The following is a 15,548-nucleotide window of genomic DNA, read 5'->3' on the forward strand; positions in this document are numbered from 1 at the left end:
TATGGCTGAAGATGTATTATTTGAAATTGGTGCTGAGGAAATACCGGCCGGCGCCATGCCCGGCATTTTAGCACAGCTTAAATCCTTAACGGAAACTAAATTGCAGGAACATCATTTAAAATATGAAGTGATTCGCACTATGGGCACACCACGCCGTATTACCTTAATGGTTGATGGTGCAGCGGATATGTCCGAAGAATTGAGCGAACGCCATAAAGGACCTTCCGCAGCTATCGCTTATGATGCAGATGGCAATCCGACAAAAGCCGCTATCGGCTTTGCCCGCGGTAAAGGCCTTGATGTAGCCGACTTAGTAGTAGAAGACGGTTATATTTACGCTGAAACCAAAACAGCCGGTGTTAAAGCTATGGATATTTTCACACAAATCTTGCCTGAATTAATTCATGGTTTAAGTTTCCCTAAATCTATGCATTGGGGCGATTTGGATGATAAATTCATTCGTCCGGTTCGTTGGATTTTGGCTTTATTGGGCACCGCCGTAATTCCGGTGGAATTTGCCGGTGTTCGTTCCTCCAACTTCAGCCGTGGCCATCGTTTCTTAGGTGAACGCGGTGTGCTTGTACAGCATCCGGCTGATTATATCAAAAACTTGGAAGATAACTTTGTTATCGTGGATCAAGATAAACGCCGTGACATGATTAGTAAACAACTTCATGATTTGGCTGATTCTAAAAATGCTACCATCGTATGGGACGACGATTTATTGGAAGAAGTTTTATACTTGGTAGAATATCCGACAGCTCTTTGCGGTACTTTCGATGAAAGTTACTTGGCATTGCCGGATGCTGCGGTTATTACGCCGATGAAAGACCATCAGCGTTATTTCCCATTGGTATCCAAAGACGGTAAATTATTGCCAATGTTCCTTACCGTTCGCAATGGCGACAGCCATAGTCTTGATGTGGTAACAGCCGGTAACGAACGCGTATTGCGTGCTCGTTTGGACGATGCTAAATTCTTCTTTAATGAAGATCGTAAAAAAGCCTTGGCCGATCGTTCTGAAGGCCTTAAGAAAATCGTATTCCAAGAAGGTCTCGGTAATTTAGCTGATAAAACTGAACGTTTATTAGCCTTAGGTGCTGAATTCGGTGAAGCTTGCGGCCTTGGTGAAGACGCCATGGTTGAACTTGAACGAGCTACCGTATTGGCAAAAACGGACTTAACAACCGGCATGGTAACTGAATTCACTGAATTACAGGGCATTATCGCTAAAGAATATGCTTTGCTCGACGGTGAATCCGGTGAAGTGGCGGAAGCTATTTTTGAACAATATTTGCCACGTTTTGCCGGCGATATTTTGCCTGAAACTCCGGCCGGTAAAGTGCTCAGCATTATCGACAAAGTTGACAATATTGTGGCTACTTTCAGCCGCGGCTTAATTCCAACCGGCTCCCAGGACCCTTATGCACTTCGTCGTCAGACTATCGGCGTATTGAATATTTTAAGCAATAGTGCTTGGAATGTTTCTTTAGAACCGTTATGGCGCCAGGATTTAACATTGTTAGGCGTTCCGGAAGCTAAACACGATGAAATCGTAGGACAGTTGAATAACTTCTTTGCCCTTCGTTTGAAAAATATTTACCTCGATCATGAAGTGCCGCACAATGTTATTGAATTGGTATTATCCAATCCGACTGTTACCGTAACTCAGGCTGACGGCCTTGTTAAAGCTATTATGGCTCATCGTATCGATGAAAATGTAGAACTCGTTCAGGCTTATACGCGTATGTATAACTTGGTTAAAAACGAAAGCTATAAGGCTGTGGATGATTTGTTATTCAGTGACGAAGCTGAAAAAGCATTATTCAAAGAAGCGGTTCTTGCTTATGAAAATTCACAAACAGCCCTTGAAAACAAGGATTATGATAAAGTAGTAGCTATTCCTGAAACCTTGGTACCGGCTATTAACAAATTCTTTGAAGATGTTATGGTTATGGTAGACGATGAAGCAGTTAAAGCCAATCGTTTACAATTAGTGCGTTTGGCCTATGAATCCATGGCTGTTATCGGGGATGTAAGTACTTTAAAATAAAACTAAATTACAATATCAAATTGAACACGTTCAAAACAAGATATAAGTACTTAAAAAATTTAGAATAAATCTGAAAGAGAGAGCAGATTTATATGATTTGGGGATGTTAATATGAATACTTTTATGCGAGCGGCCTTAACCGTTTTGGTAGGGCTTGTTATATGGTTTTTACCTCACACCGAGGCCATTAAGCCGGAAGGTTGGCAATTGTTGGCTATTTTTATAGCCACTATTGCAGGCTTTATTCTGCGCCCCTGGCCTACGGGGATTATGGCGATTTTTGGCGTTGTTGCTGCCGTAGCGACTAAATCTATCACTATGGTACAAGCTTTGGGCGGTTACGCGGAAGCTAATGTATGGCTCATCGTGGCAGCTGTATTTTTCTCCCGCGGCATCATTAATTCCGGCCTCGGCAAGCGGATTGCGTATACCTTAATTCATTTATTCGGTACCAGTTCGTTGAAGCTATCCTATGCGTTAGCCTGTGCAGATTTGATTATATCGCCGGCAACGCCGTCAAATACGGCCCGTGGGGGGCGGGATTATTTTCCCGATTGTGCAAAATGTTTCACTGTCCTTCGGATCCAATCCACACGACAGCTCGTCCCGCAAAATCGGTGCCTTTTTGATGACTACGGCTCACACCATTAATACGATTACCGTTACTATTTTCTTAACGGCTTGTAGCGGTAACTTATTGATTACCTCCTTAGGGGCCAAGCTATTCGGTTATGATATTTCCTGGTGGGAATGGTTTCAGGCGGGCGTGATTCCCGGTGTGATTTGTATGATTTTAATGCCGTGGTTCATTTATAAAATCTATCCGCCTGAAATTAAAGCGACGCCGGAAGCACCGGCGATGGCACAAAAAGAGCTGGATAAGTTAGGACCTATCACCAAGAGTGAAATTTATGTGGCTTTGATTTTTGTGGCTTGTATCATTTTATGGGCTACGGCTATCTGGACTAAATTGCATCCAACGGCTGTCGCTTTAATCGGCGTTCTTTCCTGTGTTGTGACGGGCTCATTAACGTGGGATGATATATTGGGCGAAAAAACGGCTTGGGATATACTCATCTGGATGGGTACCCTCGTCGGTATGGCCGGGCTCCTTGGTAAGTTAGGCGTTGTTGCAGTATTTGCGGATTTCGTAAGTAACTTCCTGAAAGGGTATGACTGGTTCTGGGCCTCTTTCTTTGTATCAGCGGCTTTCGTGTATTCTCAATATTTCTTTGCTAGCGGCACCGCTCGCATTACCGCTTTGTTCTCCGCTTTTGCGGCTATTTTGGTGGCGATGGGGGCTCCTATACCGTTTACCATCTTGTTATTTGGTTTGATGAACAGCCCGGGCTGTACGTTGACACATTACAGCTCCGGCGTAACGCCGATTTTCTTCGGTGCCGGCTATGTACCGCAGGGTACGTGGTGGCGCGTTGGCCTGGCTATTTCGGTTGTGAGTTTCTTAATTCACTTCTGGGGCGGCGTATTGGGTATGAAACTATTCGGCATACTCTAATTGGGCTGAAGTCATTCGTAAGTAGCGAAAATATAGGGCTGATGGAAATAGTTGGCCGCAGTAAAAATTTTACAAAAATAGACTTGCTATATATAGTTAGTATGTGATATTATAGTACTGTTATTTTGAGATAGTCCGCTGCCTATGAGGTATGGGTAAGAATGTCTACAATAAGGAGGAAAAAAAAGTGAACATTATTAACGTAATTGAGCAAGAACAGCTTCGTGCAGACATTCCTGCATTCCGCGCTGGCGACACCGTTCGTGTACACGTAAAAGTTGTCGAAGGCACACGTGAACGTATCCAGGCTTTTGAAGGCTTGGTTATTAACCGTCAAGGCGGTAGCGTTCGTGAAACTTTCACTGTTCGTCGTATTGCTTCCGGTGTGGGTGTAGAACGTACATTCCCACTTCACAGCCCACGTTTGGCTAAAATCGAAGTTATGCGTCGTGGTGTGGTTCGTCGTGCTAAGTTGTATTACTTACGTAATCTCACTGGTAAAGCTGCGCGTATTCGCGAAAAACGCTAATTTCACAAATAAAGGGTTGCCGTTGGCAGCCCTTTATTTTTTGCATGTTATAATATAGTTAGTGAAAAACTAGCGAGTGATGAGTAAATAATTAGCGAGTGATGAGTGACCAATTAGTTAGCAATTAGTTAGCACTGCATTAAATTACACGAATTGCATAAATTAAAAATATTCTGATTATTATACATGTGTGCTACGTTATATGTCAGTATATATAAACTGAGGCGATATATAACGTACGAATATTTTTATTATTTTTTACTGTGGCATAAAGATACGTGTATAAAAATCAGTTAAAGATGAACGATTAAGCTTAAAGGAGGCGATACCATGGCAGATACAAAACAGGATATATTTCCGGTCGTACATTGGTTCCCGGGGCATATGGCGAAAGCCACCCGCATGATAAAGGAATATGTCAAAAAAGTAGACGTTGTCATCGAGTTGTTGGATGCTCGGATTCCACGGAGTAGTGCCAATCCCGTAATCAGTGAAGTAGTGGGCCAAAAACCACATATCGTCGTGTTAAATAAGTCCGATTTGGCTAATCCGCAAGCAACTAAAGAATGGGTTGCTTATTTCGAAAGCCAAGGTGCTACCGTATTGGCAATTGATTCCAAAACCGGTAAGGGGAATAAGCAGTTAGTCAAAGCTGTTGAACGTCTGGCCCAGCCGATTATCGACAAATGGAAGAATAAAGGCATTCGCAGCCGTTCCGTGCGTACTATCATTCTTGGTATTCCCAATGTAGGGAAATCTACCTTGATTAATAAATTGGCCGGTGCTGCCGCTACTCGCACGGCGGATAAACCGGGTCATACCAGAGGTCAACAGTGGGTTAAAATCGGTAAGGATTTGGAACTTCTCGATACGCCGGGCGTATTGTGGCCTAAATTGGAAGATCAGCGTGCCGCTGCTCGGCTGGCTATGACCGGTGCTATTTCAGATGATGTGTATGACCTTGAATCGGTAATGAAACAATTACTTAATCAGGTCAATGAAGCGCAACCCGGTTTATTAGCGGAACGCTATAAATTAAAACCGGAAGAGTTAGGCGATGCCGATACATTGTTAGAAAATATCGGCCGTCGTCGCGGTTGTTTAGTAAGTGGCGGTATCGTCGATTTAGACAAGGCGCGACGCATTGTGCTCACCGATTATAGGAATCAGAAGCTTGGCAATTTAACATTGGATAGTGTCAATGAAGAACCGTTAACTAAAGAGGACGAAACTAAGCATGACGAAGAATGAATTTGAGGCCTTAACGGTAAAAGAAATTAAAACCCTTTTGGAAACCACTCAATTTGAGTTTGATGTTCTCTTGTGGGCTCAGGAAGATTCCCGATCTTCGGTTCGTAAGTTGGCCGCTGCTTACGTGATGCGTCAGAAGAAGCAATTAGCGGAATTTCAGCGTTTGAATGCACTTTATACGTATGAAAACAGCTTCTATGAAGAAGGTATTTTTGAAGTGGCCGGTGTTGATGAAGTTGGGCGCGGTCCCATTGCGGGGCCGGTTACAGTGGCTGCTGTAATTTTACCGCCAAATGCTCAAATCGAAGGCCTTAATGATTCTAAAAAGATTGCACCGCATAAACGGGAGCTTATTTATGATGAAATTATGCGCCAAGCCGTTGCGGTTAGTTGCATTTCGTATGGTCCTGAAAAAATTGACGAGCTCAATATTTATCGGGCTACGCAGACGGCTATGTATGAAGCAATTAATACCTTAAAGGTGCCGGCGAAGGCAGTCCTGGTAGATGCTATGCCATTGCCGGAGCTTGCAGTTCCTGTAGAATCACTCGTTAAGGGTGATTCTAAAAGTGCTTCCATTGCGGCCGCATCAATTGTGGCTAAAGTAACACGCGATCGTTATATGGAATCCTTGGAGGATGAATATCCGGGTTATGGTTTTGCCATTCACAAGGGCTATTTTACGCCGTTCCATAAAGAAGCCTTGGAATTGCAAGGCATAACTCCGCTCCACCGCAAAAGTTTTGAACCCATTAAAAGCATGGTAGGTTTTGAATATCCGTCAAAAAGTAAATAGAATCCTATGTTGGAAAACCGGTCCTATGGCCGGTTTTTTGCATTCTCTATGTATAACTTTAGTTGCGTAATAGTTGAATGATTAATATTCAAAAACGAATAAATATTCTAAATGGAATAGAACAATTAATTGGTTTTTGTCAAGTGGTGTGCTGCTACGAAAGGTCGATTTTAAAAAGAGGTTTGAAGTACAAGGATTTACAGTTCCTTCAATAACTGATAAGGTAATAAACAGATACTATACAATGTTTTGGACAAAGAGAAACCATAATTGAGCACCATATGGAATCTGGTTTACATAGAAATCGGGAGGCTGTTATTTTTGACTAACAAAGAATTGGGACAGTATGGGGAATCAAAAGCATGTGAATATTTATGCTCTAATGAATATGAGTTAGTGGCCCGTAATGTGCGGACTCGTTATGGAGAGTTAGACATTATTGCCAAAAAAGCGGGAATTTTGATTGTCATAGAAGTAAAAACGCGGCGCAGTAAGAAGTACGGTCTTCCCTGTGAGGCTGTTACAGCATTAAAGCAAAATCATATTCGACGCAGTACGGAACTTTATTTAGAGCAGTACAGTAGTGGGGATATACCGGTTCGTTTTGATGTTATTGAAGTCTATGTATTTCATAATGATCGATTTCAAATACGCCATTTAAAAGGCTGTTTTTGTTAAATAAAAAGCTTATTTTATTGAATAAATGGGAATCATCGGGTATTTATAGGGAATGCCGTATTTATAGGGATGCCGGGGGTTATAGGAATGCCGGTGTTTATAGGGATGCCGAGGTTTATAGGGGATGTTAGGGTATGTATGCAAAAACTAAAGGAATCGTTTTATATGGTTTGGCTGCCAAAGTGGTGACCGTTGAAGTCGATATAGCAAGGGGATTGCCTTGTTTTGAAATAGTAGGTTTGCCTACGGCCGCAGTAAGAGAGGCCAAAGAACGGGTTCGGGCGGCCATTCGCAATGCAGGCTTTGAGTTTCCCATGAAACGGATTGTCATTAATTTAGCACCGGCGGATATTCGTAAAGACGGCTCAGGCCTCGATTTAGCCATCGCTATGGGCGTTTTATTGGCTTCGGAGGCTATTCCGTTTAATACCGACCAAAGAGAGGATTTGGCTGAAAATACGATATTTATTGGGGAACTATCCTTAGAGGGACGTTTAAAAAGGACGACCGGTGCTTTGGCATTGGCTCTTGGTGCAAGAGAACAAAACATACAAAAACTGTATACCGCGCCGGATAATGGTACCGAAATGAAGCATGGTTTCGGTGGTGATGTGGTGGTGGCTTCGAGCCTTAAAGATTTGGTAGCTATGGTTCTTGGGAAAATACCGGAGATTATGGCAAAACCCGCAACACAAGGTACTCATTCGTTGCAGCGACTGGCCGATTTTTCAGAGGTAAAAGGTCAGATTATAGCCAAAAAAGCCCTTGAGATAGCCGCCGCCGGTGGTCATCACGTACTGCTTACCGGTTCGCCGGGGGCCGGTAAAACTATGCTGGCTAAAGCTATGCCGTCCATATTGCCGCCTTTGACCGAAGAAGAACAGCTCAGCATCAGCCGCATCTATAGTGTGGCCGGTTTATTGCCGACGGAAGGCCTGATGCAGGTACGACCATTTCGCAGTCCTCATCATACTATTACGTTGGCCGGCATGGCCGGAGGTGGGAGTATTCCGAAACCCGGTGAGTTAACGTTGAGTCATGAAGGTGTTTTATTTTTAGATGAAGCACCGGAATTTTCTCGGTCGGTACTGGAAGTTTTGCGCCAACCTTTGGAAGAAGGGGTTATCCATATTTCGAGAGCCAATGGTACATTCTCGTATCCGTGCCGCTTCATTTTATTGATGGCGATGAACCCCTGTCCGTGTGGCTGGCATGATGGTGGTGAAGGTCATACTTGTACTTGTACACCGTGGCAAATTGAAAGTTATGTTAAACGCTTATCGGGACCGCTATTGGATAGAATCGATATGGTGATTCATGTAACGAGACCTACTTATGAAGAATTACAAGCTGTTGGTGATGCTGAAACGTCAGCAACCATTCGTGAACGTGTTATCAGCGCTCGTGAAATTCAACGAAAACGTTCTATAGCGTTACATTTTAGTGACGGTAATCGAGTCTTGCTTAATAGTGAACTAAGTCATAGACAGTTGATACTTGCCTGTGAGGTAACCGATGAAGCGCAGCAAGTCTTAGCACAGACTTTTCAAAATTTAGACATTAGCATACGCAGCTATGACAAGATTTTACGAGTAGCTAGGACTATTGCCGATTTGGCCGGCGCAGAACGGGTAGATATTTCACACGTAGCAGAAGCATTGAGCTACCGCATGTAAGAGCTAACGAGGTTAAATAATAAGGTAAACATCAAATAGAGGTTATTATTAAAGTTAAAGACATTCCATAATCTGCTGAATTTCGTATAGCGATTATATATTGTTTATAATTTAAAGGGGATGGGGAGTACAGTATGGTGCAAGCAACAGAATTAACTGACGATCGACTTATTTTAGCCGCTTTAGGAAGTTTGCCGGGTATAGGAAGTGTAACAATTAGTGAAGCCTTAAAGCGCTATGGCACACCTATTGAACTATGGCAAACCGTACAAAAAGATAAAGCGGTTGACGATACTTTGCAGGTTAAAAAGCAATATAAATCAGCGTTAGTAAAAGGAATATTAACTATGGATTTAGGTAAGCTTGAGCATGATTTGAACAATTATCATATTCAGGTAGTCGGCTTTCACGATGAAGCCTATCCTGAAGAATTACGTGAAATATTTAATCCGCCGCAAGTTTTATTTTATCGCGGCAATTTAAAGACATTTAAAAATCCCCGTAAAATCGCTATGGTGGGAGCCCGTAATTGTACGCCCTACGGGCGCAATGTAGCCACTGTTTTTGCAGCCGAACTGGCGAGATATGGTATCGCTGTCGTCAGTGGGGGTGCCCGCGGTATTGATTCGTATGCTCATGAAGGGGCTCTCAAGGGGCATGGTCAGACGATCGCTGTTATGGGCTGTGGTCTGGACCAAAGCTATCCACGCAGTAATGCCCGTTTATTTCAAAAAATAATTGAAAATGATGGCCTTTTGTTGTCGGAATACGGTCCCGGTGTACAAGCTAAGGCGGGATTCTTTCCTATGCGCAACCGCATCATCAGTGGGCTTTCGCGCGGTGTTATAGTCGTAGAAGCCAAGTCACGCAGTGGTTCATTGATTACCGCCGATATGGCGAACAATGAAGGGCGAGATGTTTTCACTGTGCCGGGGAATATATTGACTAATGAATTTGCAGGCAATCATTGGCTGTTAGAAGAGGGGGCTATTTTATTAATAAAGCCCTCTCAAGTGCCTGATATGTATAATTGGCAATGCTTGGAAGGCGCCGGTGAGGAAAAAAGCAGTAGCCATAAAGGCGTGGGTGTGTTAAGCTTTAGTGTGGAGGAACGAAAGATTTTAGCGTCATTATCCAATGAAAAAGAAACATCGTTGGAAACGTTAGCTATGACGACAAAACTTTCAGAGGGAGCCCTCCATTTGAGTTTATTGTCCTTAGAACTTAAGCAGTGTATTGAACGAACTGCTTCAAAAGGGTATATAATATTGGAATTCGGGAGGAATCAGTTTGTCCATTAAACGTTCCATCGTAATCGGTGAGAAAGACACCGCAACTGGTAAAAAAGAAGAACGCCGTTTGGAAGGCAAAGTGGCGGTTACCGCCAAGGGGAAAGCCAAACCGGTTATGCAGGCTGTAGGTGATTTAGCCAAAACATTGCCACCTCGTACGTATAATCCGGATGGTAAAACGTTGGTGATTGTGGAATCACCGGCAAAATCTAAAACTATTGAAAAATTCTTAGGCCCTGACTATATTGTTAAAGCAAGTATGGGGCATTTACGTGACTTACCAAAAAGTCAGCTTGGTATTGATATTGAAAACGGTTTTGTACCGCGTTATTCTAATTTGACGACTCGTAAAAAGTTGATTGAAGAGTTATTACATGATGCGGACGAATCAAAAGCCATTTTACTGGCTACTGACCCGGACCGTGAAGGGGAAGCCATTTCCTGGCATTTAGCCTATATACTGAATGTGGATGAAGCTTCCAAATGTCGTATTACGTTTAACGAAATTACAAAGCATGCCGTGGCGGAAGCGATTAATTCGCCACGTACGATTGATAAAAATATGGTGGATGCCCAACAGGCTCGTCGTATGCTCGACCGTATTGTAGGTTATAAATTAAGTCCTTTATTATGGCGTAAAGTGTGTAAAGGCCTCAGTGCCGGCCGCGTACAGTCCGTAGCCGTTCGTTTGATTTGTGAACGGGAACAAGAAATTCAAGCATTTATTCCGGAAGAATATTGGTCCATTGAAGGGCAATATATGACGACGGATAAGGAAAGCTTTACGGCTGAACTGACACATAAAGGTGATGAAAAAATCACTATCCCTGATGAAGCGACAGCGGAAGCTATTAAATCAGACATTGCCGGTCAGACGGCGGAAGTTATCAAAGTAGAGCGTCGCAAGCGTTCCCGCAAAGCACCGGCACCGTTTACCACATCGACTTTGCAACAGGAAGGTGTTCGTAAGCTTAATTTCGGCGCCAAGCGTACCATGATGATTGCTCAGCATTTATATGAAGGCCTCGAAATCGGCGGCTACGGCCATGTCGGTTTGATTACCTATATGCGTACGGACTCTACCCGTATTGCCGTTGAAATGCAACAGGCTGCGAAGACATATATTCTAAATCATTTTGGCAAAGAATATTATCCGGCTAAACCGAATGTGTTCGGTACGAAGGAAAGCAGTCAGGATGCGCATGAAGCGATTCGACCTACTTCGCTTGAATTACCACCTAAAATGGTAGAGCCCTTCCTTAGTCGTGATGAATTAAAGCTGTATACTTTGATTTGGAATCGCTTTATGGCGAGCCAGATGGCACCGCAACAATCGGAAACGGTAACGGCCCAATTACAGGTTGATGACTATAAATTGCGTGCATCCGGTAGTAAAGTAGTATTTAAAGGCTTTACGGAAGTTTACGAAGAAGCTAAAAAAGATGGGGATGAACCAAAATTAATTCCTATTATGGCGGAAGGCGATACGGTAGCGAATAAAGAAATTTTGCCGGAACAACATTTTACACAACCGCCGGCTCGTTATTCGGAAGCCAGCCTCATTAAAACGTTGGAAGAACGCGGTATTGGTCGTCCAAGTACATACGCACCAATTATCGATACTATTATGTCCCGTAACTATGTGGAAAAACAGGATAAGCAATTTGTGCCAACCGAACTGGGTTTTGTAGTGGTTGACTTCTTGATTGCTCACTTTGAAAAATTTATCAATGTAGACTTCACCGTTCATTTGGAAAAAGATCTGGATGATATTGCCAGTGGTGAAGAAACCTATCAGGATGTTTTAAGTGAATTCTATACTGTGTTTGCTCAGGAATTGGAGGAGGCGAATGAAGTAGATAAGGTTAAAATCGCCGATGAAGAAAGCGATGTTATCTGCGATGTTTGCGGCAATCCGATGGTGTATAAATTCGGTCGTTTCGGCCGTTTCTTGGCATGCTCCAATTTCCCTGAATGTAAAAATACTAAGCCGATTACGGTCAGCACCGGTGTGACCTGTCCAAAATGTCATGAAGGGACGATTGTGGAACGTAAATCGAAACGCGGTCGTATTTTCTACGGTTGCGATCGTTATCCCGCTTGTGATTTCACCTTGTGGAATAAACCAATTAACGAGACTTGTGAAACTTGCGGCAGTATTATGACAGAAAAGACGTATAAGAACGGTACAACGAAGAAGTTCTGTTCCAATGAAAATTGTCCGACGCAGCCTAAGAAACGAACGCGTAAGAAAAAGGCTGATGATGGAGAGAAAAGTACCACTGATTCAAAATCAGCAGAATAAAACTAATAGATTATTAATATAGAAATATCAAAAGGAGGATATTGTGACTACATCTAAAGTTACGATTATCGGAGCCGGACTTGCCGGTTCGGAAGCGGCTTGGCAACTGGCTAAGCGCAATATACCCGTTACTTTGTATGAAATGCGGCCACAACGGACTTCGCCGGCCCATCATACAGAAAATTTTGCCGAATTGGTGTGCAGTAATTCCCTGCGGGCCGGAAATATAGAAAATGCCGTAGGCCTTTTAAAAGAAGAAATGCGTCAGCTTGATTCTTTAATTATGGCCTGTGCCGATGCTACGGCCGTACCGGCCGGTGGTGCCTTGGCGGTGGATCGCCATTTATTTAGTGAAATGGTAACGAAGAAATTATCGGAACATCCGATGGTAACGGTTATCCGCGAAGAAGTGACGGAATTACCGAAGGAGGGCATCGTTATCGTAGCGGCGGGGCCGCTCATGTCGGATGCTTTAGCTGAACAGGTTAAAGCCAAAACAGGGACTGCCAATTTTTATTTCTATGATGCGGCGGCTCCGATTGTAACGGCCGAATCACTTAACTATGATAAAGTATTTGCCGCTTCCCGCTATGACAAGGGTGATGCGGATTACTTGAACTGTCCGATGACGGAAGAAGAGTATAAAGCCTTTTGGGATGCTTTGACGACCGCTGAAGTAGCGGAAGTTAAAGAGTTTGAAAAAGAGCAATATTTTGAAGGCTGTATGCCCGTAGAAATCATGGCATCCCGCGGTATCGATACCTTGCGCTTCGGGCCGTTAAAACCGGTTGGCCTTGTAGATAAACGAACCAATCAGGAATCCTATGCTGTAGTACAGCTTCGCAAAGAAAACAAAGAAGCGACCATGTTTAACTTAGTCGGTTTCCAGACACATCTTAAATGGGGCGAACAAAAACGTGTTTTCTCCATGATTCCGGGCCTCGAAAATGCGGAATTTATCCGCTATGGCGTAATGCACCGCAACAGCTATATCAATTCACCGACTTTATTAAATGAATACTTCCAACTGATTGAAGATCCAAGATTCTTCTTTGCCGGTCAGATGACAGGTGTCGAAGGCTACTTGGAATCGGCTGCCTCGGGCCTTATGGCAGGCCTTCATGTTAGTCGTATTTTAGAAGAAAAAGTGCCGGTAAGCTTCCCGCGCACTACGGCGATGGGCGGTTTAAGCCATTACATCAGTGCGTATGAAGGCTCCGATTTCCAACCGATGAATATTAACTTTGGTATAATGGAATCATGGCCGACTAAAGTACGTAAAAAGAAAGAAAAAAATGCTTTAATTGCGCAGCGTGCGTTGGATACGTTAGCGAAGTTGAAGGAGGAATTATAATGAGTGTAGAATTTCACGCAACTACAATTTGTGCCGTTAAACGTGATAAATCTGTTGCCATTGCCGGTGACGGACAGGTTACGATGGGACAAAGTGTAGTTATGAAAAATACGGCCCAAAAGGTGCGCCGTTTGTATAATGGCAAGGTTATCTCCGGTTTTGCCGGATCCGTAGCCGATGCCTTTACTTTGTTTGATAAGTTTGAAGCTAAGCTTAATCAATATAACGGGCAATTGGTGCGTAGTGCCGTAGAACTTGCTAAAGAATGGCGCAGCGATAAAATGCTTCGTAATTTGGAAGCACTTTTATTAGTAACAGATGGTAAAACTATTTTATTGGTGTCCGGTAACGGTGAAGTCATCGAACCGGATGACGGTATTTGTGCTATCGGTTCCGGCGGCAATTATGCGTTGGCAGCGGCTCGCGCTTTAGCGGCCAATACAGAGCTTAGTGCTCGTGAAATTGCCGAGAAAGCACTTCATATTGCAGCCGATATCTGCGTATATACAAACCATAATGTTATTGTTGAAGAGTTGTCTGAATAGTTATAACCGGTATGGGCTATAGCTATTAAGGTTACAGCTATTAATGTTACAGTTAACAAGACCGTGTTATCGACATAGGTAGCCGGCCTTATTCTGGAGGTTTTGATGGATACTAATAACTTTACACCGCGTCAGATTGTGGCGGAGTTGGATAAATATGTTATCGGGCAATCGGAAGCCAAGAAAATGGTAGCCATTGCCTTGCGTAATCGCTGGCGTGCCAAACAATTGCCGGAAGATGTACGCGAAGAGTATACGCCAAAAAATATTTTACTCATCGGCCCTACCGGTGTCGGTAAAACGGAATTGGCTCGTCGTATGGCGAAATTGGTAAAGGCTCCGTTTGTTAAAGTGGAAGCCACTAAGTTTACCGAAGTAGGCTATGTGGGTCGTGATGTGGACCAAATGATTCGTGATTTGGTTGAAAACTCCGTGCGCATGGTTAAAGAAGAAATGATGGAAGGACAGCAGGAAAAAGCGGAAGAACTTGCCAATAAACGTTTATTGCAAATTCTTTGGCCTAAAAAAGAGTCGGAATCTAAAAAGATGACTAATCCTTTGGAAATGCTTTTTGCCAGTCCTGAAGATACAGAAAAAGAAGAAGCTAAAAAAGAACAAGAAGAACCGGAAATGTCTGAAAAACGGACCCAGTTCTTTGAACAATTGAAGAACGGTCTCATGGATAGCCGTGAAATCGAAATTGAAGTAGAAGAACAGGCCAAAGCATTTGCTATGCCTTTAAATGGTTCGCCTGACGGTATGGGTACCGATATTTCCGAAATGTTTGGTAATTTATTACCGAAGAAAAAGAAAAAACGCCATACCACAGTAGGGCAGGCGCGTAAAATCTTCGTTCAGGAAGAAGCTCAAAAATTATTGGATATGGATGCCGTTACGGATCGTGCCGTGGAGTTGGCTGAACAAGAGGGAATTGTATTCATCGACGAATTCGACAAAATTGCGGCTCGCAGCGGTGCGTCCGGTCCCGATGTATCCCGTGAAGGCGTACAGCGCGATATTTTACCTATCGTAGAAGGTGCAACAGTAAATACGAAATACGGTCCTATTAAAACGGAACATATCTTGTTTATTGCGGCCGGTGCCTTCCATGTGTCGAAACCATCCGATTTAATTCCTGAATTACAGGGCCGTTTCCCGATTCGTGTAGAACTTAACAGCTTGACGCAGGAAGATTTCAAAGAAATTTTGACGACACCGCAACAAGCATTATTAAAACAATATCATATGCTTCTTAAAGCGGATAAAGTGACCATTCACTTTAAAGAAGAAGCCATCGATAAAATCGCCGAATTGGCCTATCGCGTAAATAATGAAACGGAAGATATCGGTGCTCGTCGTTTACATACGATTTTAGAGAAATTATTGCAGGACATTTCCTTTAATGCACCACCGGCTGAAGAAGTAGACGTAACCATTACTGCTGAAATGGTTGAAGAACGCTTAGGTACTATCGTTCAAGACGTTGATTTGTCCGAGTATATTCTATAAAAGTGCGTTAAATATAAAACATTAGTTATCCTAAACCTTTGGTA

Annotated in this window: 11 protein-coding genes and 1 pseudogene; all 12 read left to right on the top strand. The window is 43.2% G+C overall.

Going from position 1 to position 15,548, the window contains the following annotated elements; translation table 11 throughout:
- Nucleotide 1: 1 nt before the first annotated feature.
- The 12 genes and pseudogenes from glyS to hslU all read left to right on the top strand — a co-directional run bounded on the left by glyS (nucleotide 2) and on the right by hslU (nucleotide 15,504).
- The gene (gene glyS / locus CCC71_RS06425; protein WP_296333302.1) at nucleotides 2–2,053 is read left to right on the top strand and encodes a glycine--tRNA ligase subunit beta; all 2,052 of its coding nucleotides are present in this window, start codon (nucleotides 2–4) and stop codon (nucleotides 2,051–2,053) included.
- 111 nt (nucleotides 2,054–2,164) lie between these two features.
- A pseudogene (locus tag CCC71_RS06430) lies at nucleotides 2,165–3,569 on the top strand (DASS family sodium-coupled anion symporter).
- 187 nt (nucleotides 3,570–3,756) lie between these two features.
- Complete coding sequence (gene rplS / locus CCC71_RS06435) at nucleotides 3,757–4,098, top strand: 50S ribosomal protein L19 (protein WP_295785535.1); 342 nt, start codon at nucleotides 3,757–3,759, stop codon at nucleotides 4,096–4,098.
- A gap of 330 nt (nucleotides 4,099–4,428) precedes the next feature.
- Nucleotides 4,429–5,349, top strand: coding sequence for a ribosome biogenesis GTPase YlqF (ylqF, locus tag CCC71_RS06440; protein ID WP_021841062.1), 921 nt, complete (start codon nucleotides 4,429–4,431; stop codon nucleotides 5,347–5,349).
- Complete coding sequence (locus tag CCC71_RS06445) at nucleotides 5,336–6,145, top strand: ribonuclease HII (protein WP_295785538.1); 810 nt, start codon at nucleotides 5,336–5,338, stop codon at nucleotides 6,143–6,145. The genes ylqF and CCC71_RS06445 overlap by 14 nt, the downstream gene beginning before the upstream one ends.
- Nucleotides 6,146–6,466: 321 nt before the next feature.
- Complete coding sequence (locus CCC71_RS06450) at nucleotides 6,467–6,823, top strand: YraN family protein (RefSeq protein ID WP_021841060.1); 357 nt, start codon at nucleotides 6,467–6,469, stop codon at nucleotides 6,821–6,823.
- Between the two features lie 134 nt (nucleotides 6,824–6,957).
- The gene (locus CCC71_RS06455) at nucleotides 6,958–8,499 is read left to right on the top strand and encodes a YifB family Mg chelatase-like AAA ATPase (RefSeq protein WP_296333306.1); all 1,542 of its coding nucleotides are present in this window, start codon (nucleotides 6,958–6,960) and stop codon (nucleotides 8,497–8,499) included.
- Between the two features lie 134 nt (nucleotides 8,500–8,633).
- Nucleotides 8,634–9,800, top strand: coding sequence for a DNA-processing protein DprA (dprA, locus tag CCC71_RS06460; protein WP_021841058.1), 1,167 nt, complete (start codon nucleotides 8,634–8,636; stop codon nucleotides 9,798–9,800).
- Nucleotides 9,790–12,096: a type I DNA topoisomerase gene (topA, locus tag CCC71_RS06465; protein WP_156705714.1), complete on the top strand. Its 2,307-nt coding sequence runs from the start codon at nucleotides 9,790–9,792 to the stop codon at nucleotides 12,094–12,096. The genes dprA and topA overlap by 11 nt, the downstream gene beginning before the upstream one ends.
- Before the next feature lie 43 nt (nucleotides 12,097–12,139).
- Nucleotides 12,140–13,450: a methylenetetrahydrofolate--tRNA-(uracil(54)-C(5))-methyltransferase (FADH(2)-oxidizing) TrmFO gene (gene trmFO / locus CCC71_RS06470; protein ID WP_296333309.1), complete on the top strand. Its 1,311-nt coding sequence runs from the start codon at nucleotides 12,140–12,142 to the stop codon at nucleotides 13,448–13,450.
- Nucleotides 13,450–13,995, top strand: coding sequence for an ATP-dependent protease subunit HslV (gene hslV / locus CCC71_RS06475; RefSeq protein WP_021841055.1), 546 nt, complete (start codon nucleotides 13,450–13,452; stop codon nucleotides 13,993–13,995). The genes trmFO and hslV overlap by 1 nt, the downstream gene beginning before the upstream one ends.
- 105 nt (nucleotides 13,996–14,100) lie before the next feature.
- Entirely contained in the window at nucleotides 14,101–15,504 is a 1,404-nt protein-coding gene (gene hslU, locus CCC71_RS06480; protein ID WP_021841054.1) for an ATP-dependent protease ATPase subunit HslU, read from the top strand.
- Nucleotides 15,505–15,548 lie beyond the last annotated feature (44 nt).

It is taken from the genome of Veillonella sp. LMAG:90 (assembly GCF_008679445.1).
In the GTDB taxonomy this organism is placed as follows: Bacteria; Bacillota; Negativicutes; order Veillonellales; family Veillonellaceae; genus Veillonella_A.